This window comes from Grimontia celer, from assembly GCF_900055185.1.
Classification (GTDB): Bacteria; Pseudomonadota; Gammaproteobacteria; order Enterobacterales; family Vibrionaceae; genus Enterovibrio; species Enterovibrio celer.
In genome coordinates this window covers 1,839,783-1,860,705 of the sequence record NZ_FIZX01000001.1, presented here as the reverse complement: position 1 = coordinate 1,860,705, position 20,923 = coordinate 1,839,783, and the positions used below count along the sequence as shown (strand labels likewise).

19 protein-coding genes are annotated in these 20,923 nt (G+C 49.8%); 12 read left to right on the top strand and 7 right to left on the bottom strand.

Annotation, left to right across the window (positions count from 1 at the left end; all coding sequences use genetic code 11):
• Positions 1-120: 120 nt before the first annotated feature.
• Entirely contained in the window at positions 121-1,011 is an 891-nt protein-coding gene (locus tag GCE9029_RS08165) for a LysR substrate-binding domain-containing protein (protein ID WP_062662472.1), read from the bottom strand.
• A 195-nt stretch (positions 1,012-1,206) separates the two neighbouring features.
• On the opposite strand from GCE9029_RS08165, the gene nagE reads away from it, so the two are divergent.
• Positions 1,207-2,664 (top strand): N-acetylglucosamine-specific PTS transporter subunit IIBC, encoded by a 1,458-nt coding sequence (gene nagE / locus GCE9029_RS08160; protein ID WP_062662470.1) that lies wholly within the window; start codon positions 1,207-1,209, stop codon positions 2,662-2,664.
• Between the two features lie 93 nt (positions 2,665-2,757).
• Here the strand turns inward: nagE and GCE9029_RS08155 are convergent, their stop codons facing one another.
• Both GCE9029_RS08155 and GCE9029_RS08150 read right to left on the bottom strand, forming a co-directional pair.
• Positions 2,758-3,363 carry a response regulator transcription factor gene (locus GCE9029_RS08155; protein WP_062662467.1) on the bottom strand — a complete coding sequence of 202 codons (606 nt, stop codon included), beginning with the start codon at positions 3,361-3,363 and terminating at the stop codon, positions 2,758-2,760.
• Positions 3,364-5,208: a sensor histidine kinase gene (locus GCE9029_RS08150; protein WP_231870057.1), complete on the bottom strand. Its 1,845-nt coding sequence runs from the start codon at positions 5,206-5,208 to the stop codon at positions 3,364-3,366.
• Positions 5,209-5,480: 272 nt separating this feature from the next.
• Here GCE9029_RS08150 and GCE9029_RS08145 point away from each other — a divergent pair, with 272 nt between their 5' ends.
• From GCE9029_RS08145 to GCE9029_RS08110, 8 genes are all read left to right on the top strand, one after another.
• A complete protein-coding gene (locus GCE9029_RS08145) occupies positions 5,481-6,470 on the top strand; it encodes a sulfurtransferase (RefSeq protein WP_062662463.1) in 990 nt (329 codons plus the stop codon).
• Between the two features lie 84 nt (positions 6,471-6,554).
• Positions 6,555-8,351 carry an FAD-dependent oxidoreductase gene (locus tag GCE9029_RS08140; RefSeq protein ID WP_062662461.1) on the top strand — a complete coding sequence of 599 codons (1,797 nt, stop codon included), beginning with the start codon at positions 6,555-6,557 and terminating at the stop codon, positions 8,349-8,351.
• Positions 8,348-9,118, top strand: a complete 771-nt coding sequence (locus tag GCE9029_RS08135) for a heterodisulfide reductase-related iron-sulfur binding cluster (protein WP_062662459.1) — start codon at positions 8,348-8,350, stop codon at positions 9,116-9,118. Before GCE9029_RS08140 ends, GCE9029_RS08135 begins: the two co-directional genes overlap by 4 nt.
• Before the next feature lie 211 nt (positions 9,119-9,329).
• On the top strand, positions 9,330-10,007 hold the full coding sequence (locus GCE9029_RS08130; protein WP_062662457.1) for a TVP38/TMEM64 family protein: 678 nt from the start codon (positions 9,330-9,332) through the stop codon (positions 10,005-10,007).
• Positions 10,008-10,109: 102 nt separating this feature from the next.
• Positions 10,110-11,258: an ABC transporter substrate-binding protein gene (locus GCE9029_RS08125; RefSeq protein WP_062662455.1), complete on the top strand. Its 1,149-nt coding sequence runs from the start codon at positions 10,110-10,112 to the stop codon at positions 11,256-11,258.
• Between the two features lie 5 nt (positions 11,259-11,263).
• Positions 11,264-12,967 (top strand): ABC transporter permease, encoded by a 1,704-nt coding sequence (locus tag GCE9029_RS08120; RefSeq protein WP_062662454.1) that lies wholly within the window; start codon positions 11,264-11,266, stop codon positions 12,965-12,967.
• Positions 12,933-13,595 carry an ATP-binding cassette domain-containing protein gene (locus GCE9029_RS08115; RefSeq protein ID WP_062662452.1) on the top strand — a complete coding sequence of 221 codons (663 nt, stop codon included), beginning with the start codon at positions 12,933-12,935 and terminating at the stop codon, positions 13,593-13,595. Before GCE9029_RS08120 ends, GCE9029_RS08115 begins: the two co-directional genes overlap by 35 nt.
• Entirely contained in the window at positions 13,588-14,205 is a 618-nt protein-coding gene (locus GCE9029_RS08110) for a CDP-alcohol phosphatidyltransferase family protein (RefSeq protein WP_062662450.1), read from the top strand. The genes GCE9029_RS08115 and GCE9029_RS08110 overlap by 8 nt, the downstream gene beginning before the upstream one ends.
• A gap of 39 nt (positions 14,206-14,244) precedes the next feature.
• Here GCE9029_RS08110 and GCE9029_RS08105 read toward each other — a convergent pair whose 3' ends face one another.
• The gene (locus tag GCE9029_RS08105) at positions 14,245-14,937 is read right to left on the bottom strand and encodes a peptidoglycan recognition protein family protein (RefSeq protein ID WP_231870056.1); all 693 of its coding nucleotides are present in this window, start codon (positions 14,935-14,937) and stop codon (positions 14,245-14,247) included.
• Positions 14,938-15,272: 335 nt separating this feature from the next.
• Here GCE9029_RS08105 and GCE9029_RS08100 point away from each other — a divergent pair, with 335 nt between their 5' ends.
• A complete protein-coding gene (locus GCE9029_RS08100) occupies positions 15,273-15,569 on the top strand; it encodes a PTS fructose transporter subunit IIB (protein ID WP_002538525.1) in 297 nt (98 codons plus the stop codon).
• Positions 15,570-15,574: 5 nt separating this feature from the next.
• Complete coding sequence (gene ptsP, locus GCE9029_RS08095) at positions 15,575-18,055, top strand: phosphoenolpyruvate--protein phosphotransferase (protein ID WP_062662448.1); 2,481 nt, start codon at positions 15,575-15,577, stop codon at positions 18,053-18,055.
• Between the two features lie 63 nt (positions 18,056-18,118).
• On the opposite strand, the gene GCE9029_RS08090 is transcribed toward ptsP, so the two are convergent.
• Positions 18,119-18,913 carry a hypothetical protein gene (locus GCE9029_RS08090; RefSeq protein ID WP_157487786.1) on the bottom strand — a complete coding sequence of 265 codons (795 nt, stop codon included), beginning with the start codon at positions 18,911-18,913 and terminating at the stop codon, positions 18,119-18,121.
• A 193-nt stretch (positions 18,914-19,106) separates the two neighbouring features.
• Here GCE9029_RS08090 and GCE9029_RS08085 point away from each other — a divergent pair, with 193 nt between their 5' ends.
• Positions 19,107-19,616: a hypothetical protein gene (locus GCE9029_RS08085; RefSeq protein ID WP_062662443.1), complete on the top strand. Its 510-nt coding sequence runs from the start codon at positions 19,107-19,109 to the stop codon at positions 19,614-19,616.
• A 15-nt stretch (positions 19,617-19,631) separates the two neighbouring features.
• On the opposite strand, the gene GCE9029_RS08080 is transcribed toward GCE9029_RS08085, so the two are convergent.
• Positions 19,632-20,456 (bottom strand): helix-turn-helix transcriptional regulator, encoded by an 825-nt coding sequence (locus tag GCE9029_RS08080; RefSeq protein WP_062662441.1) that lies wholly within the window; start codon positions 20,454-20,456, stop codon positions 19,632-19,634.
• A 118-nt stretch (positions 20,457-20,574) separates the two neighbouring features.
• Positions 20,575-20,889 carry a PTS fructose-like transporter subunit IIB gene (locus GCE9029_RS08075; protein ID WP_062663176.1) on the bottom strand — a complete coding sequence of 105 codons (315 nt, stop codon included), beginning with the start codon at positions 20,887-20,889 and terminating at the stop codon, positions 20,575-20,577.
• Between the last annotated feature and the right edge of the window lie 34 nt (positions 20,890-20,923).

The window sequence follows — 20,923 nt, the reverse complement described above, 5'->3', positions numbered from 1 at the left end:
ATGAGGTTGGAGCCAGTATGTGCTGAGACTAGTGTTGGTGCGTCCTAGAACACGATCGAGGACGTCCTCGATCGTGATTTTATTCCAAAGGTCAACAGACCCTAATATATGAGCTTCTTGTTAGTTCGTTTGGTCAATTTGACCCATCACCCAATTAATGAATGTTCGCACTTTGGGTCTTTTCTCAGAGCCAAGCGGACAGAGCAGATCATGGGTTTTGTGGGTTTCCATTCCGGGATAAGGAGAAACCAGTTCGCCACTTTCCAGTGCGTCTTTGACGAATCGGTATCTACCCATTGCTACCCCCAATCCTTTTCTTGCGCTGAACACAGCCATGTCTTGATGTGTGAAAACGCAACATTGCTTGGCGATGTCGATATTCACTTTGTGGTGCTTTGCCCAACGGGACCAAACGGTAGATGTGGCAGCGTAGAGAAAATTCACACGGGAAAGCGAAGCCATGCCATCTTCAAACAGTCGGTTCTCTTTGGCGTATTGGGGTGTACAGACAGGAACATAACGCTCATCAAACATTTTAATGCGGTAAACATCGGGTCTTTCTGATGCCCCGTAGTAAAGCGCGACATCAATGTTGTTTGTTTCGAATTCCAGTTCGAGTTCTTGCGTCATCACCTTCAAATTGAATTTGGGGTACTTGGCTTTGAAATCTGGCAACTTGGGGATAAGCCATTCATAGGCAATGCCTGGCGACGTCGAAATGGTCAAATCACCGCTCAGTTCAGTATGCCGGATATCATCAATTTCACTGAAAATATTGTTCAGTGAGCTCGCCAGTGTGCCCTGAAACCTTCTCCCTTCATCTGTCAGCGTCAGCTTTCGTGTTCCGCGAACAAACAAATTAAACCCCAGTTCCTGTTCCAACACTTTGATGCGATGGCTGACAGCACCTTGCGTTAAGTGCAGGAGTTTTGCCGCTTCGGTAAAGCTCAAGGTTCTTGCAGCCACATTGAAGGTATGGAGATTGCCAAGCAGTGATTGAAGGTTCGCCATTGTTTTTCTGCTATCGCTATTATGTATTAAAAATATTAATTCATGATGGCGTCGGATTGGTTTGTTTGCAAGCGGGCTTAATCGTCAAATAGGCCTAAAGCACTGGTTGTGAAGCAGCGAAAACAAGCTAATAACAACAGCATCACAACCATGCGGGGGATTAAGAATTTGATTGAATAAAGCTTGGGGGCTTAGATGAATATCTTGGGATATATGCAAAAAGTCGGTAAGGCATTGATGGTACCCGTTGCCACTCTGCCCGCCGCAGCAATTTTAATGGGTGTCGGGTATTGGATTGATCCGGTGGGTTGGGGTTCAGAAAGCGTCATGGCGGCGCTGTTAATCAAATCCGGCGGCGCAATCATCGACAACATGGCTGTGCTGTTCGCGATAGGTGTCGCGTTCGGATTAAGTAAAGATAAAAACGGTGCGGCAGCCATGGCGGGCTTTATCTGTTTTATGGTCGTTACGACGCTCCTTTCTCCTGGCGCAGTGAGCCAATTGATGGGCGTGGCAGCCAGCGAAGTGCCAGATGCGTTCGGTAAGATCAATAACCAGTTCATTGGTATTTTGGTCGGCATTATCTCAGCGGAGATCTACAACCGCTACCACACGGTTGAACTGCCAAAAGCACTCGCGTTTTTCAGCGGTAAACGTCTGGTCCCTATCCTGACCTCGATTGCAGGTATGGCAATTGCGTTTGTGCTGCTTTATGTCTGGCCTATGGTTTACAACGCACTGGTTGTTTTCGGTAACCATCTTGTGGCGCTGGATGCACTGGGTGCGGGCCTATTCGGCTTCTTTAACCGCCTTACACTGACCATCGGCATGCACCACGCGCTGTACCCAGTTTTCTGGTTTGATGTAGTGGGTATTAACGATATTCCTAACTTCCTGGGTGGCGCGCAATCTATTGCTGACGGCACGGCGAGTCCAGGTAAAACCGGCATGTATCAAGCGGGCTTCTTCCCAATCATGATGTTTGGTCTTCCGGCAGCAGCTTTGGCGATGTACCACTGTGCTGATGCAGAAAACAAAGGCGCGACATTCTCTATCATGATTGCAGCAGCCATGGCGTCATTCTTCACCGGTATCACAGAGCCACTTGAGTTCAGCTTTATGTTCCTGGCACCGGCACTTTACTTCATTCACGCTGTGCTGACGGGTATCTCCCTCTACATCGCAGCAAGTATGGAATGGATGGCAGGATTTGGTTTCTCCGCAGGTTTCGTAGACTTCGTACTGTCTAGCCAGAACCCACTTGCTACCCAGTGGTACATGTTGATTGCTCAAGGTCTGGTGTTCTTCGCGGTGTACTACTTCACCTTCCGCTTTGCGATTCTGAAGTTCAACCTGAAAACGCCGGGTCGTGGAGAAGGTGCTTCGAAAGCAGAAACGAAAGAAGAAATTGGCCAACTGACTAACGACTACATTGCAGCCATTGGTGGTGCAGAGAATATTCTGGAAGTAGACAACTGTGTCACCCGTCTTCGCCTGACAGTGAAAGACTCTGGACTGGCTGACAGTGAGAAACTGAAACAACTTGGCGCGGCAGGTGTGATTCCAATCGGTAAAGGTGGCCTGCAAGTGGTCGTCGGATTGGGCAAGGTCGACAAAGTCGCCGAGCAGATGAAAGTCGCGCTCTCTAATTAAAACGAATCAAACGGCATTTAAATGCCAATAGGTTCCCCCTGAAGTGCAGTTTCGCATTCCCCCGCGATTCTGCACTTCGCCTTTTGTGCTGGACTAGATTTTCCCTTGCTGAATCAAGGTACTTAACCGCAGCACTAAATCTGCCACATTACTCGCCTCAAACTTCTTCATCATGTTCGCGCGGTGTACTTCAATGGTGCGCAGTGAGACACACAAGGTCTTCGACATCTGCTGGTTGGTCTGGCCTTTCAGCACTTCTCTCAGTACTTCTTTTTCACGGTCAGTCAGGCTGTTGTATTTCTTTTCGACACAGACATGGCCAACGCGCTGGAAAGAGTGGGCGAGTGCTTTTTCAATCGCTGTCACCAAGCGATCACCGTCCACCGGTTTTTGGAAGAAATCGACCGCGCCATCTTTGAGTGCATCAACAGCCATAGGCACATCGCCGTGACCTGTCAGGAAGATGATAGAGAGTGGGCTTTGTGCATCGTTGAGGATCTGCTGTAGTTCCTGACCGCGCATTTCTGGCATCCGGCTATCGAGCACGATGCAACCCGGCTCTGAAATATCGACGCTTTCCAAAAACGCAGGGCCAGAGGCGAAATCTTTCAGCACTAAGCCATAGCTTTCCAACATAAAGACCAGTGACTCGCGGACTGCATCTTCATCATCAACAATAAATACCGGGCTTTTGTTCATTTATTCTTGTTCTCGTTTGATTGGCAGCACTACAGTGACTTCACAGCCAACCGGGCGTGCAGCCTGAATAATAAAGTGTCCGCGATGGGCTTCGACGACTTCACGGCAGATAGGCAAACCAAGGCCCAAACCATCTTCTTTGGTGGTATAGAAAGGCTTCTTCACTTCGTTCTCGCTTGCCGCAAGGCCGATGCCATTATCCTGAACCCGGATAACCACCTCATGGGTGCCGTACAATAGCTCGATTGTGACGGTGGGTGAGATTTCGTAATCCAGACTCGCCATGCAGGCATCTTTGGCGTTTTTCAGGAGATTGATCATCACTTGCTGCATACCAATGACATCGAATTCGCCTTGGAGCGGCTCGCCTTCAACGATCAGGTTTAGTGCTATTTTTTGAGCCTGGAAATCGTATTCAATCAGCGATATCGACTCCTTGATAAAGAAGATCGGATCGCAGGTGACATAGTCTGTCGGTGTTTGTTTTATCAAGCCGCGCAAGCGTTGGATGATGCCGCTCGCGACGGTGACCTGTTGCTGGATCTTGCCCAAGAAAGGGGTAAGTTCATCCGGTGTCATGCCTTGGGCAATGCGACGTTGTAGTCCTTCAGAGTAGTTTTTGATGGTCGACAACGGTTGGTTAATCTCATGCGCAATGCTGCTGCCAAGCTCGCTGACAATCATGGTTCGCTGTGCATGTTCCAGTTGCTCGTTTCTCTCTTTGAGTTCGTAGAGGGTTTTCTTGAGATCGTCCTTACTGCGCTTGAAGCGATATTCCAACCAGAAGTGATAGATGTTCATCAGCATGAAAACGACGAAGGTGGCGAAGGCGAGTACCTGATTGCGATCCAGCCATTTCAGAAATCCTTCCTGCCAGGTGCGCTGTAAGGGATGCATATCGAGCTGATGCAGCACATGGTCGACTTTGACCGGGCTTGCCGGGAGCGTCCAGCCGACATTACCCGCTGCCTCTGCGGCGTAAGCACTTTCATGCATCGAAAGCAGTGATTGGGTGACTAACTTGCCGATGCTGTCTGAAGCGCGGTCGGTTTTTGCAAAGGTCCAGTTCGGATAGAGCGGGGTGGTCACCGTACAAATAGAGTCATTCGGACGTTTGCCTTCAAGCACACGCACTTTATGCCGCTCAATGCGTCCTTCCTTAATCATGCTTTCCAGCGTACAGGCGGGCAGCACTGCGACATCCAAATCGTTGTCAATCACGCTCAGCAGAATGTTATCTGTTGGTGGACCATAGAATTTCACCCGCTTAAAGAAGCTACTGCCAAACACATTGCGTTTTTCAATTTCGTAGCGGAGCGCCAGAAAGCCGCCAAACGCTTTTTCTGAAACGGCACCCACGCGGGCATATTCAATATCACGAAGGGCAAGATACGGCGAGTCGCTACGCACAACAGCAACAGAGGCAATGGAGTGGGTGAGGTTACTGCTGTATGGGGTCTTCTGGGTGGCGAGCCAGTTTAGTGGGTATTGCCGCGCAATACGCGTGGCCTGTCCCGGACTGGTCAGTAGGAAATCCAACTGATTGTGTTCGAACGCTTCATCCAACTCTTCAAAGTCGTAGGTATGAAGGGTGAACTCGGTATTCGGAATGGTTTCTTCCAGCCAATCCAATGTTGGCCGCCAAGATTGATCAGCATGCTGATCGCCACGAAGCGCTAACACACCGACATCATAATGTTGAAGGACGCCGGCTTGTGCAGGACAAACACATAGGCAGCACATGCTAACGATATAAAGGAAAACCGCTTTAATACCCAAAAATGGGGTTAAACGTTGTAGGTAACCGGGCAAGTGAGTGGCACACGTCGGGAATGATAGTGGCACGCATTTTACCTTATAAAACCCTATAAATAATGTTGCTTTAGATCAAATATTTCGCACTATTGTGGTAAACCACAATATCCGCCATTTCCCCATTCACACACAATCCGTGCTACTGACCCGGAGCGGTCAACCCAACGCATTTTGAGCGAGATGCTGGCAGTAAGATTGGCACTTAAAACGAATCATAAAGCCGAGTATTCAGCATCCCGTTATTGATTTCCTTTTGCCTCTGAGAAGGCAGAAAAATTTTTAATAATCTTGGGAATTTCACGATGAAAAAATCGACAGTTGCAATCGGCGTTGTCGCTGCTGTTCTGGCAGCAGGTTATGTCGGCTACACCAGCATGTTCGGTGCAGAAGCGGTTCAGGTAAGTGCTGAAGTGTTAGATCAGAAGTTTGCTGAGTACGCCAACCCAGAAGCGTTCGTTTCTGCACAGGAAGTGAAGCAGATGATGGATCGCGACCTGGATGTGGTTGTGATCGGCGCGCTGAACCCAATGAAGCCAGATGCACCTATCGAAGGTTCATTCTCAATGTGGCGTCCTGATTACTCAGCAGCGAAAGAGGCGTATGAGTTTGACGGCATGCGCAACTCTGTCGAAGAAATGGAATCCCTGCTGAGCAGCTACGGCGCAACACCGGAAACCACCATTGTGGTTTACGCGGCGAACTCTCACCACGACGCTGCCCGCCTGTTTTGGCAAATCAAAAACCTCGGCCATGAAGATGTTCGTTATCTGGATGGCGGCCTGAATGCTTGGATTGGCGAAGGCTTCCCAACTGGCAATGCAAACCCAACGGTGACTGCATCTCAGTACAAAGCTCCAGCACCACAAAGCGAAGAATCGGCACTGGCAACTCTGGATATGGTTCTGGCAGCGCAAAACACCGCTGACTGGGTGATTCTGGATACCCGCGGCACCGCGGAATTTGATGGCAGCACCACAGTATCTGGCGCATTTGGCCCGGGCACGATCCCTGGCAGTGTTCACATCAACTGGACCAAAGCGCTGAACGACGACACCACGCTGAAATCGGCAGAAGAACTGCAAGCCCTGTACGGCGACGTAATCAAAGGCAAGAAAGTGATTGCCTACTGTCAATCAGGCGTTCGTTCTGCACACACCATGATGGTTCTGGAAGAAGTTCTGGGTGCACAAGACGTCTACAACTACGACGGTTCTTGGATTGAATACAGCTACGCGCACTACGAACAAAATCGTGCGGATATTCCAGTGCAAAGCGGTGCGAAGAAAAGCTAATCAATGACTTACCCAGGCGCACTTGAGCACTGCGCCTGAGTAGGTACTGCCAAAAGAATTACATATACCGGAATCATAACAACAATGAACAATGTCATTTTTAGTCAAAAGCTCTACGACGCGGCACAACGCGTAGTAGACGGCTGCATGGGTGATGCAGACCCAGCATGCCAAACTGCATGTCCAATGCACACTGACGTTAAGCAATACGTGCGTCTGGCGGGCGAAGGCAAGTATCAAGAAGCACTGGACGTGATTCGCGGCAAACTGTTTCTGCCGCAAACGCTGGGCCGCATCTGTGCGCACCCGTGTGAGCAGGCATGTCGTCGTCAGACTGAATACGGTCAGGGCATCAGCGTGGCGGGTATCAAACGCTTCGTTGCAGAAAAAATGGATAACAAAGAGAACTGGGATCTGGCGGTTTTGAATCCAACTGGAAAGAAAATCGCCATCATCGGTGCTGGCCCTGCGGGTGCACAGACGGCGATTGAACTTCGCCGCAAAGGTCACGAAGTCACTATTTTCGAAAAAATGGACGTGTACGGCGGCATGATGCGCGTAGGTATTCCTGAATACCGTCTGCCACGCCATGTTATTGATTTCGAATACAGCTACCTGGATATGCTGGGCATCGAAACCAAGTTCTGCGTGGAAATCGGCAAAGACATCACATTTGAAGAACTGCGCAACACTCACGATGCAGTGGTTCTGGCACACGGTGCGCATGTGGGTTCTATCATCCCGCTGCCTGGTCACCAGTCTGAAGGCGTATTCTCTGCAGTTGAATACCTGAAAGAAATCTCTGAAACCCGTGCATTCCCCCGCGCTGGCAAACGAGTGATGGTGATCGGCGGTGGTGACGTAGCGATGGACTGTGCACGTTCATCATGGCGTATCGGTGCTGATGAAGTTTACCAGTGCTCATTGGAAGCGATGGAAAAACTGCCAGCAAGCCATGTTGAAATCGAAGAATCGCTGGAAGAAGGCGTGGTCTTCAACGCAGGCTGGGGCCCAATCTCTATCGAAGAGAAAGACGGTAAAGTGACCTCAATTACCCTGCGTCGTGTGCTGTCTATCTTCGACGAAAACGGCAACTTTGCTCCAAGCTACAGCGATGAAACCCGTACTATCGAAGTCGACACAGTGGTATTCGCAACCGGTCAGCTGGTGGCAGACATCACTGACGGCGCGCTGGAAACCACGCGTGGCGGTCGCTACGTGGTCGACAAAGACACGCTGGCAACTTCGATGGAAGGTGTTTACGTCGCTGGTGACGCCGCTGGCGGTAACATCGTGATTGAAGCGATGGCGCTGGGCCGTAAAGCAGCCATGAGCATCGAGCGTCAGTTCGCGGGTCGTCCTCTGGAAGAAGGCCGCGATTTCCAGGAAGAGTACAGCTACAAGTCTCGTCTGGACATCCCACTGCCTAAAGGCACTACCGATGTTCCTCGTCTGCACGGTGAACTGCGTGATGCTGAAGTACGCAAGCGCGATTTCGCGCAGGTTGACCTTGGTTTCACGCAAGAGCAAATCAAGCAGGAATCAAGCCGCTGTCTGCAATGTACCTGCAAACTGTGTATGAGCGAGTGCATCATGATGAACGACTTCGGCGACTGTCCGAAGACCCTGTTCAGCGACTTCGTCAACAACAAAGAAATGGACCCACTGCTGGCTTACTCCTGTAACGCCTGTGACCAGTGCACCATCGTTTGTCCTAAAGATTACCCAATGAAGGATATCTTCCTTGGTGCCCGTGTTGACTTCGTTAACGCGAACAATGGCGAATCGCCAATGAAAGGCCACAAGGCAATCAACATGCACCAGAAGCTGGGCTTCTCGAAATTCTTCACAATGGCTAAACGCGCGGTAACCACAAAATGACCAATAAAGTATTCATGCCAGGATGCAGCCTGCCATCCTACTCGCCAGAAGGTGTCGCGGCGATTGCACAACACCTGAAAAACGTGTTCCCGGAAATGGGTGCGGTTCAGAAATGTTGTGGTAAGCCAACTGCAGCGATTGGTCAGGCAGACAAATTCAAAGAGCGTTACGGCCAGCTGCAAGCTGACTTTGACAAGCTGCAAGCAGACGAAGTGATCGTGGCATGTCAAAGCTGCTACGGCATGATCAAGAAATCTGGAGGTACGCAAAAGCCCGTTTCTCTGTGGAAACTGCTGCCAAAAATCGGTCTGCCAAAAGAGCTGGTGGGCAAAGCAAAAGACAGCGACGTGGTATTCACCATTCACGACTCTTGCTCAACCCGCTACGAGAAAGAACTACAAGACGGTATCCGTTGGATCCTGAATGAGCTTGGCTACAAAACTGCTGAGCCAGAACACACCCGCGAGAATACGCGCTGCTGTGGCTTCGGTGGCATGGTTGTACCGGCTAACCCTGATGTGGCAACCCGAGTGGTTCAGCGTCGTGTTGATGAATTTGAAACTGACCACGTGGTGGTTTACTGCGCAGCATGTCGCGCATCCATGATGGGTGTGGGCACTAAATCTTGGCACATTCTGGATCTGATGTTTGGTCCGGTTGTGATGCAAGACACTGCACCACCAGTGAACGTACTGGCTAACCCAGCAAAAGCTTGGTTCAACCGTTACAAGTCAAAAGCTGGCCTGATTAAGTGCATGTCAGTGTGATTTAAGAAGCCGCCGGGTGTTGAACAATACGCAGTTGTCTCCTGCAGTTTCGCCCGGCGAGTTTCTTGCCTTAAGAAGTCGTTCGGTGCGCTTTTAGGATGCGTTTGGGCCTAACGGGAGCCCTCGTATCAGGCAAACAAAAAGCGCACATTCAAGGCCGAACGCCTTCTTCAGGGAAAAGCAGAATTCTTTATTTTTCGGGTAAATACTCATGAAATTTCTAAAAATAGGTCTGGTCATTGCGGTTATCGCCGCTGTTCTGTTTGCAGCGAAACAAAGCGGCATTCTGGAAATCATCACTGACATCCAAAGCCTGCAAGCTTGGATCGCAAGCTTCGGCGCAATGGGTTACGTGGTATTCCTGATTGCTTACGTTTTCGCCTGTATCTTCATGCTGCCAGGCAGTGCGTTCACCATCGTTGCGGGTATCGTCTTTGGCCCGGTTCAAGGCGGTATTCTGGCACTGGTTGCTGCAACCGTAGGTGCGTCTGCAGCGTTTGTTGTGGCTCGCTTCCTGCTACGTGGCACCATCATGAAAAAGTTTGGTACCAACCCAATCTTCAAGAAAATTGACGACGGTGTTGCGCAAAACGGCACTAGCTTCCTGATCCTGACCCGTCTGGTTCCTGTGTTCCCATTCAGCCTGCAAAACTACGCATACGGTTTGACTGGTCTGAGCCTGAGCACTTTCGCACTGGTTTCGATGATCACTATGGCACCTGGCGCCTTCATCTTCGCTTACATGGCGGGTGACATCGCGACTAACGGCGTGTCAGCCATGCTGCTGGTGAAATTCGCGGTTGCGGGTCTGGTGCTGTTCGGCATGTCTCTGATCCCGAAATACATCGCGAAGAAAAAAGGCATCGATATGGCGGAACTGTCTAAATAAGCTTGCGCATATCCATGAAGTGAATGTATCGTCCTCCGTCTTTTTGGCTGGGGACGATTTTTTGCTTTTGAAAGCCCTAGAAACCGATAAAAACGAAGTAGTATGAACAACCTTTTCACCGCGCTTATTTTAGCGGTCACCACTTTCTCTGTGTCTGCGACAGGCACTGAAAACTGGCAGCAGATTGAAGCCGAGGCCGCCGGACAGCATGTTTACTTCCACGCCTGGGGCGGTAATCAGGAAATTAACCGCTATCTGGGATGGGCGAAAAAAGAGCTTAAGCGTCGTTACGATGTCACGCTTCATCACGTCAAAGTGACAGACATTACTGAAACCACCACGCGCTTGATTGCAGAAAAAGCCGCAGGCAAAGATCAGGGTGGCAGCGTTGATATGCTCTGGATTAACGGCGAAAACTTCAAATCCCTCAAAGACAACCAACTGCTGTTTGGGCCTTTTGTTGAAGACTTACCAAGCTGGCAGTACGTGGATCAGTCACTGCCTGTGACCGTGGATTTTTCCGAACCAACAGAAGGGCTGGAAGCGCCATGGGGCATGGGACAACTGGTGTTTATCTATGACGAGGAAGCGCTTTCGTCTCCTCCGCGCTCTTACGCGGACATGTTGAAATATGCGCAGGCAAATCCAAACCGACTGACGTACCCACGACCACCGGAATTTCACGGCACGAGCTTTTTGAAGTCCTTGCTGATTGAGCTGACTTCGAACGATCCACGTCTGCAAAAGTCAGCCTCTGACACAGATTATGCAGCTGTGACCAAACCGCTTTGGGACTATCTGGATGCGTTCCACAAAGTAGCTTGGCGTGGGGGCGAGCAATTCCCGGCAGGCACAGCCGAAACACTGCAATTGCTGGATGACGGTCAAATCGATTTGGCCATCACTTTCAACCCAAACGCGGTTTACGCTGCCCATGCAACGGGTAACCTTGCGGAAAGCACTAAAGCTTATGCAATGGACTTCGGCGCGCTGTCGAACATTCATTATCTGGCGGTGCCATGGAACGCTAATGCAAAGGCTGGGGCGTTAGTGGTCATTAACTTTTTGATGTGTCCTGAAGCGCAATCACGTAAAGGTAATATCGATATTTGGGGTGATCCATCGGTACTTAAAACCGAATTCCTTTCTGGCTCGGCGAAAGAACACAAGCCGTTCAAATCAGTGCCTGAAACCCACCCAAGCTGGCAAAGTGCCATCGAAAAAGAGTGGCTACAACGCTACGGAAGTTAGGTTTGATGTTACGCGCGAGCTATCTGTTCATTCTTCTTATCTGCGTCCTGCCGACCCTGTTTGGGGTGGCGGGCGTTGCGGTCTCTTCAGTGGGCTACATTCCGCCACTCGACATGCACCTCGTCTCGCTGAACGGATTTTCCCAAGTGTTCGATTGGGAAGGCGTTTGGCGCTCGATTGGCATGACGGTCTATTCCGGATTAGCGAGCACGTATCTGGCGTGTTTGCTGACATTTGCCATTCTGCAGGCAACCTGGGGAACCAAGTTCTGGCGTAAGGTCGAGGTCTCCCTCTCTCCTTTGCTGGCTGTGCCGCATGTGGCGTTTGCCATTGGCTTTGCTTTCCTGTTTGCCCCAACGGGGATGGGAATGCGTTTGCTGGATGTGGTTGGCATCAGTGCTGATCCGAACGCGTCTGACCTCGCGCTGCTGATCAAAGACCCGCACGCGCTTGGTTTAATCCTGATGCTGGCATTGAAAGAGGTGCCATTCCTGCTACTGATGAGTATTTCCATTCTCCAGCAGGTGAAAGTAAACAGAGTGGAAAAAGTCGCCGCGTCACTGGGGTATTCCCGTGCGGAAGCCTGGTGGAAATGTGTGTTCCCACAGTGGCTGTCCAAGCTGCGTTTTCCATTGCTGGCGGTCATGGCTTATGGCTTGTCGGTAGTGGATGTGGCATTGATCATCGGCCCGACCAACCCGCCAACTTTTGCGGTGTTGGTGTGGCAATGGTTTAACGACCCGGACTTAGCTCTACTGCCACGCGCGTCAGCAGGGGCTGTGGTGTTGCTGGCGATCTCCCTCTTGCTGATTGGTGTTGCGCGTCTGATTGAATGGGCGGTCACCCAAGGCTTCAACCAATGGCAATATGCAGGGCGTACAGGTTTCGCGTTACCGGGGAAAACCCTGTTTGTGGGGATGCTGACACTCTCGATTTCGATGATCCCGCTGATGTTAATCTGGAGCGTGGCGCAGCGCTGGCGCTTCCCGGATTTACTACCAAGCCGATACAGCCTGCGTTTCTGGGAATATGAGTGGGATTCCATTCTTGGCTCGATTGAGCAGAGCATCGTTATCGCACTGATCTCCGCCACGCTGGCTTTGGTGATGGCGTTACTGGCGCACGAATATCGCCTGTGTCACCGCATTCAGGTGCCGGGTTACATCATTGCCGTGCCTATGTTGGTGCCGCAGCTTTCCATCCTTTTTGGCATGCAGGTTGCCACGCTGTACGTGAATGGCGATGCACATTTTTTCTGGGTCTGCTGGGCGCATCTGTTCTTTGCTTTCCCGTATGTTTATCTTTCGCTGGACGGCCCTTGGCGCAGCTATGACGAGCGTTTAACCCGCGCGGCGTTGAGTCTCGGTAAATCGCCACTCCGCGTCTGGCTTAAAGTGAAAATGCCTATCCTGTTGCCCGCAATTTTGTTCGCCTGGGCAATTGGTATCAGCGTCAGTCTGGCGCAATACCTGCCGACACTGGTGCTGGGTGCAGGACGCATTACCACATTGACCACGGAAGCGGTGGCGCTTTCCAGCGGCTTCGATCGTCGTGTTACGGCGATTTACGCTATTTGGCAGGCTTTGCTGCCGTTCCTGTTCTTCTCGCTGGCGATACTAACAAGCCGTTTGCAGTTAACGCTTCGCCGCAAACCAATCAAAGAGTTGTTTCATAATGAGCTTATGTCTCGAAAACCTCGCCATTCGTAAATCCTCTGGCGAGGTGCTGTTTTCATCGCTGAACATGCGCGTAGAAAAGGGCGAAGTGCTGTGTCTGATGGGACCAAGTGGTTGCGGTAAATCCACTTTGTTGGATGCCGTAGCAGGCCACCTGTCAGATGAATTTGAATATTTCGGCAGCATCAAACTGAATGGCATCAAGCTTGATGGCATGGCAGCGCACAAGCGCGAAGTCGGCATTCTGTTTCAGGATGACTTACTGTTCCCACACCTGTCTGTTTGGGAAAATCTGGCGTTTGCCTTGCCGGATACCATTAAAGGCGCGGAACGCAAAGAACGTGCAATGCAGGCGTTGAAAAACATCTCGCTGGCACAGTTGGCGAATTCGTTCCCAGACCAGATCTCCGGCGGCCAACGCGCCCGTGTCAGTCTGACCCGAATGTTGTTGGCAAAACCCAAAGTGGCGCTTTTGGATGAACCTTTCAGCAAGCTGGATAAAACCTTGCGCAGTCAGTTCCGCGATTGGGTGGTTGAGCAGCTGAAAGAAGCCCAAATTCCCGCGTTGATGGTGACGCATGATCTCGAAGATATTCCTCAAGGCAGTCAGCTTCTGAACTGGCCTTGGCACGCCGCACAACAGGAGCGTCAACATGCTTGATAGTTTTGGCATTAAAGTGGTGAAGCGCCCGTTGGCGATGTTTGCTGAAATGGTCGATGAGATGGGCGTTTCTGCCAATCAGGTCACTTTGGCAGGCTTTTGCATCGGATTTCTGGTTTTGCCAGCGCTGGCGATGCAGCAATACGAACTGGCGCTGATTTTCATTATGATCAACCGCATGATGGATGGATTGGATGGCGCGTTGGCGCGGATTCAGGGCATTACTGACGCCGGTGGGTTTTTGGATATCAGCCTCGATTTCCTGTTCTACTCGCTGGTGCCATTTGGCTTTATTCTGGCTAATCCGGAAGTGAATGCGGTGGCGGGGGCTTTCTTGATTTTCTCTTTCATTGGCACGGGAAGCAGCTTTCTGGCTTTCGCGATCATGGCGAGCAAGCAGGGGATTGATGACCCAGTTTACAGTAACAAATCACTGTATTACATGACGGGATTGACCGAAGGTTCAGAGACGATTCTTTGCTTTATGCTGATGTGTCTATTCCCTGCACATTTTGTGACGATTGCCTGTGTGTTCGGTGCCATGTGCTGGTTTACTACTGGCTCGCGCATTTATAACGGCTATCAGACCCTTGCCAAGCAAATTCGCTGAGTTTGCAAGTCGCCCAACGACACGTTGGGCGACTTCAATTTAAGACAGCAATTCCTCCCACGTTCTTCGGCCAACCGTGCCGTCGTCAACCAGTCCTTTCTTTCGCTGAAATGAAATCACTGCCGCTTTGGTGAGCTGGCCAAAATGACCGTCAATGGTGAGGTCTATTTGCAGCTTTTCACTGAGTAGCGCTTGAAGGTGAGCAACAGCGGCACCTTTGGCAGTGAGTTCAAGAATGGGCTGTTCAACCCGCTGTGGTTCGCTTGCAGGCGCATTTTTCCTATCGCCGGCCTCAGTCAGACCCAACACTGCTTTGTAGTCAAACGCCGGGCAGGTCTTGGCAGAAACCTCGCAATGGCCATGGAAGGTCAGTTGGTTTTCGTAGGAGTTGTCGATTTCGCGACAGAGCGCGATAAGGGTGTCGAACTGGGCTTTGGTGAATTTTTCCTGCTTCAAACCATGCAGGCAAATCGCGATAGAACCTGTGTTGTGTCCTTGCTGTGCGGCGGGGACTTTTTCCAGCGAGCGGCCAGCCTCCAACTCGCCACTCTTTCGGATGAAATAGTGATAGCCCACATCCCGCCATCCTCTTTCAAGGTGCCATCTTCGCATGGTTTCAATGTTGTCATGTGCCTCTGAATCGCTGGCACTACAATGCAAAAACACCCTGTCGACAGGGCGTTTGGGTTTGGAAAAGTCCATGGTGATACCTATGTCGTTGATTGTCGCCACGTCCTTGTTGAGTTATTTTCTTCCTGAGGCGGCTGTCGTAACACCGCTATACACCAAGTATCGTAACGAATAGTGGTGGGAGGAATATCACAGATGCGACTTAATGAGCGATTGCTAATGCTGAAGTGGAGAATTCGCTGAGTGCCGAAGAACGGAATCAATGCCGCTTTTTTCCAGAACGGGCAGTGGAGCGATCGGACTTTCCGGCTTGGTGATGCATTTCACACATCGATTCGCATGCGACTTTTGTCCAGTAAATGTTAGTTATTTCATCTATTTGAACGGGATCGAAAGGCATAGCATGAGGGCATCCGAATCAAACAAAAAGCCATGCTATGAAAGTTGTTGCTATCACTGCCTGCCACACAGGCATCGCCCATTGTTACATGGCTGCAGACCGACTGGTTGAAGCGGCACGCACCCTGAATATTCAAATAAAAGTCGAAACCCAGGGCGCAATGGGCATCGAAAACAAAATCTCTGAACGCGAGTTTGATTCCGCGGATCACATCTTGTTGGCTACCGAAATTACTCCCTCTGAAAGCGACCGCTATGCCGGAAAAACGCTCACCATCACCTCGGTGCAGGAAGCCATCAATCACCCTATTGCCCTTTTGAAAAAATTTAAGTGAACAAAATGAAAAAAGAAGTCGCATTTACCTGTGAGCTGCCAAACGGCATTCATGCTCGCCCTGCAAATCATCTTGAAGCAGTGTGTGCCCAATTCAAAAGCTCCTTTACCCTGAAAAACCTGCGTAACAATAACGAAGGTTCAGCGAAAAGCGTCCTGTCGTTAGTAGGTACTGACACGCTACTCAATGACCCTTGTTCCATGCTGATTGAAGGTGAAGACGCAGAAGCCGCGTTCGACGTGCTGGCGAAATACCTTCACAACGAATTCCCGCACTGCGACGAAGAGCTGGTGGTGATGGATGAGGGCGAGGTAACGCTGCCACAATCGCTGATGCGTCATCACCCGACACTGGTGAATGCGAAACGTCTGTCGGCAGGCATTGGCAAGGGTAAACTGATTCGTTACAGCGAAGTGGAACTGTCAATGTTCGAAAGTGCTGAATCAGCAATGACGTTTGATCATGCGAAAACTCTGGTGACGGAGAAGCTTCTGGATCACGCTGAAAGCGCATCAGGTCAGGAAAAGGCCATTATCGAAGCGCACCTGAGCATTCTGAAAGACGAAGTGTTGAACCATTCAGTGGTGACTTTCGTTGAGCAAGGTGAAACGCTGTCCAAGGCGATTATTCTTGCGGTTGATGTGATATGTGAAAGCCTGTTGCAATCAAGCTCTGACTACCTCAAAGAACGTGTGTTGGATATCAAAGACATCGCACTTCAATTGCTGATCGCTGCCCACCCTGAGATGAATATCTCGACAGAATTTACGCTGACTGAGCCTTCGATTGTTATCGCAAACGACCTGACGCCAAGCCAGTTCCTGGGTCTGGATCGCGAGCACCTAAAAGGTCTCATCCTGACGCAGGCAGGTTCTACCTCTCACACTATTATCCTTGCCCGCGCGTTCAATATTCCCGCGGTTTCCGGTGTTGCAGTGGCGGAATGTGCTGCGCAGGAAGGTGAATTGATTTATCTGGATGGCAGCTTGGGTCTGGTGGCTCTGGTACCGTCTGAGCATGTCGCGACCTACTTTGAACGCGCCATCTGGCTTGCTGAACAAATGGCAACGAAAGAAGGCGCATTTACCCATCTTTCCGGTAAAACCCGAGACGGCAAAGAGATTGAAATCGCCGCGAACATTGCTTGTACCGTTGAAGCTGAGCCGGCTTTCGCCAAAGGTGCTGAAGGTATCGGCCTGTTCCGCACTGAGATGCTATTTATGGACCGCGCGACGGCACCAGACGAAGACGAGCAATTCCACGCTTACAAAACGGTGCTGGAAGCGGCAGAAGGCAAGCCAGTGATTATCCGTACCATGGACATCGGCGGCGACAAGCCTATCGAATACCTGAACCTGCCACATGAGCATAATCCGTTCCTTGGGTATCGCGCAGTGCGTATCTATCCGCAATTTATCAGCCTGTTCCACACCCAAATCCGCGCCATTTTGCGCGCCGCACCTTTTGGAAAAACCAAGGTGATGATCCCGATGATCCAAAGCATCGAAGAGATCCGTTGGGTGAAAGCGCAGATCAACACAGTCAAAGCGCAAATGGAACAAGACGGCGTGGCTTATGGTGAGTTCGAGCTTGGCATCATGGTCGAAATTCCATCCGTTGCCTTCATCATGGATCAGTTCTGCAAGGAAGTAGACTTCTTCAGCATTGGTTCCAATGACATGACCCAATACCTGCTTGCGGTTGACCGTGACAACGACAACGTCGCGAAGCTTTACAACAGTCTGGCACCGTCGTTCCTGCGTCTGCTGGAAGCTGTGGTCAGTGGTGCACACGCGCACAACAAATGGGTGGGCCTATGTGGCGAATTAGGCGCTAACAAGAAAGTGTTGCCACTGCTGGTTGGTGCTGGGTTGGATGAGCTCAGCATGGCAGCGCCAAGCATTGCGACCACCAAGGCGCAATTGAGCCAACTGGATGCCCAGCTTTGCCGTGAGCTTTTCATTCAGGCTTGCAACTGCGCGACTATCGAAGAAGTGGAGCATTTGCTGGAAGCGTTCAGTCGCTCTCAGGAAGACAAGCCGCTACTAGCCACCGAATGTGTGCTGTTGGATTGCGAATTCAGCTCCAAGGAAGAAGCCATTCAAACGCTGGTTGGCAACCTTGGCATTCAAGGCCGCACTAATTTGGTGGGAGAGTTGGAAGCCGATATCTGGGCGCGTGAAGAAGTCTTCACGACCGGTCTGGGTAATGGCTTTGCGATTCCGCATACCAAGTCAGACAACATTGTTCATTCATCGATTTCCATTGCCCGCCTGAACAAACCGGTGCGCTGGAGTGATGAAGAAGACGGCGAAGTAGAGTTTGTAATCATGCTGACCCTGAACAAAAACCAGGGCGACCAGCATATGCGCATCTTCTCCGGCCTTGCCCGCAAACTCATCCACGAGAATTTCAGAAACACCCTGAAAACGATGAACACGGAAGACGAAATGATCGCCTTCTTAACGTCAGAGCTAGCATTATAAAAACGATGTAATTCAACACCCAATCAAACGGGTTTCTATTCGCCGCTCCCTACGAGCGGCTTTTTAGTAACCGAATTTTATGGACTTACAGTCCACTAAATGGTCTTGGCTTTTCCAAGAGTATTTAGCTTTGCGCTCCTCCACTTCAGAGCATTGAAGTAAGCCATCCGTACCTTGAGGGTTTGTCACTACTCTACTGGATTCGTAATTCCACAAAGATGTTGAGTCTTGCTTCAATGTTGAAATATTAATAATTCCACACTCTCCTGATGGGTCACTTTGAGTTAGCCAATACTCACCGGAGGTGGTTGTTTTCCAATAGAACTCTTCAGTCCAACTGTTTGGCCAGATTTTACAGGTTTTTGTGTCGAATTCTCTTTGAATTTTGGTTAACTCAATAAACAACTCTTCAGCGTCTAATCGAGTTTCAACCTTGCATGCACTATCTAATATACCAATGACTCCTCTGGCAAAGTTGCTTTGTGGAGTGTCTAGTAACTCAACGAAGTGTTTTCTTACGCGTTTGTTTTCTTCACTTTGACTAGAGCAAAGAGAGCGTGCGTCATTGATTGCTTCTTTATCTGTTGTTTGGTCGTCATTTTGTATTTCGTTGATCTCATTTAGCAACGTTGACTCAAGATCTTTAGGTTCAAGTTTATAAGAGAGCGTCATTTGAAAGAAAGTGCATTTTAGTACTTCATTTGAGCTCTTTGAGCAGTTAGTTAGAATGGCGTTTCTGCCCGTACTTTGGTCATGGAGTATTGTGTTGTTTGGAAAACGCCTGTAATCATGAGCCTGCAATTGATTTGAGCTTAAAAATGCTAGCACCGCGGCAATCAGTAGTTTCTTGGAATGCATAGGAAGTTGGATGTCTAAGTTTTGACTTGCATTATAGTCAGACAGTGGAGAATTGAACTAGTGGAATTTCAACTAGGTTAATGCATTGTTTGCTTTTGGGATCTATCAAAAATCAACTGCTAATTTTTCTTCAGTAACTCAGTACCGAGCCAATTATTTAGTGTACTTTCTTAGTTGTTTCCAAGAGGTAAAAATGGACGTTGAATTGTTCGTACTGACAAGGCAATTAAGCCTTGTCACCATAATTATGTTTCTGGCGTCTTTCGTTCTGTCGATTGTCTACTTTGCAACAAACATTGTTCGAGCAAGGACATTGGTGGGGGTAGTCGCGGTTACGCTTTGCGTTGGCGCTACAACGTTTGTTGTGGATGCATATTCTTTCATTGATTTTGAAGATGAAGTAAAGGCCGCCATATCTTCTGGCAATGAAGAACTTCATATTTACTCTGAGGGTAAGCCGATTGAGAAGAGTGTCGTAGCACGTGCGTTGAAAAATGAATGGTATATGAGTTTAAGGGATGATTACCATTATCGGGTCAACCGACGGATGGTGTCAGTAGTTACTAGTGAAGGAGGTTTTTTGAAATTTGAACTCGCTGACCACCCGAAAAAGCCTAGAATTCGATTCTTAAAATTTGATATCTATCATGATGGTAAAAAGATCCATGAACTTGGCGCTAAAGTAATAGTATCCAAAAGATAGCTATTTTGGTGCCGCTTATGCCCCCAATCGATACTCACTCGGCGTTTTCCCCGTCTTCTGCTTAAACACCCTGCAAAAGTAATTGGTGTCTTTAAACCCGCAGCGGTGGGCAATTTCGTCCACTTTAAAGTTGTACTTTTTGAGCATAAATTTGGCGCGGTCGAGTCGGACGTAGGTGACGTAATCGGCGTATTTCACTGAGCCTTCTTGGTTGAATAGACGGGAGACATGTGCAGAGGAAACGCCAAAGCGGCTGGCGACGGAAACGCGGGTGATGTCTTTGTGGAAATTTTCCTGCACGTAAATACACATGCTTCGGTAAAGCTTCTCTCCACGGCTGACTTTCTCTTGCTGCGGGCCTTGCAGTAGTTCATTGCAGTAAACCAACAACGCATTGGCGAGGTGGTCCGCCATCACGACTGAGCGGCTTTCATCGGTCATGCTGTTGAGTGCATCCAGAACATGTTCCACGGCCATGGAGGTGGGGAGAGGCATGGCGTGTTTTTGCACATCGACGTAGCCTTCGTCTTCATCGAAATGTACGAAGCTAAAACCAACCTGATGCTTGCCGAACAGTATCGACATCATCTTGCAGCTGTTTTCCCAAGTGGGTTTGCTCCAAGCATTGGAAGGGATGTAAACCATCTCTCCCTGTTGCAAAGCCAGCGTCTTCTCGCCATTTCTTGAATCCACAATCAGGTCGTATTTCCCTTCTAGAATCACTTCCAGACGGTTGAAGTTTACCTGATACGCGCCCTCGGGCGGCGTGTTTTCACTGCAACATACCTTTGTAAGCGTGCCATGAAAGTTGCTGAGGGAAGTGGCGATGTTGTGTTGCATGAGTGGAGCCTTCTAAAACGAAGCGTAAAGCGTGGAAAAGGAGATTTAAAAGGATTTGCCTTACGAGCCTGAACGGAAAAACCGCGGCAGGGGGAACCTAGCCGCGGTTTGATTTTACTTACGCTTGCGCCAGCATGCTTTCAAGCTTGGCGATGATTTCAGGGGCTTGTTTCGCTGCTTGAGTTACAGTGACTCGGACAATCTTCTTACCTGCGAAGCGCTCTTCTTTCTTGATAGCGATGTCTTTTGTCAGGACAACCACATCAGCAGCTTCGATCTCAGCAGCGGTCAGTTCGTTTTCGATACCAATCGCGCCTTGGGTTTCAATCTTCGCGTACCAGCCTTTTGCTTTTGCTGCTGTTTCCAGTGCTTCGGCTGCCATGTAAGTGTGTGCTACGCCAGAAGGGCAAGAAGTTACACCAATTAATTTCATATTCATTTACCTATGTATTTCTTATTGCTTTGTT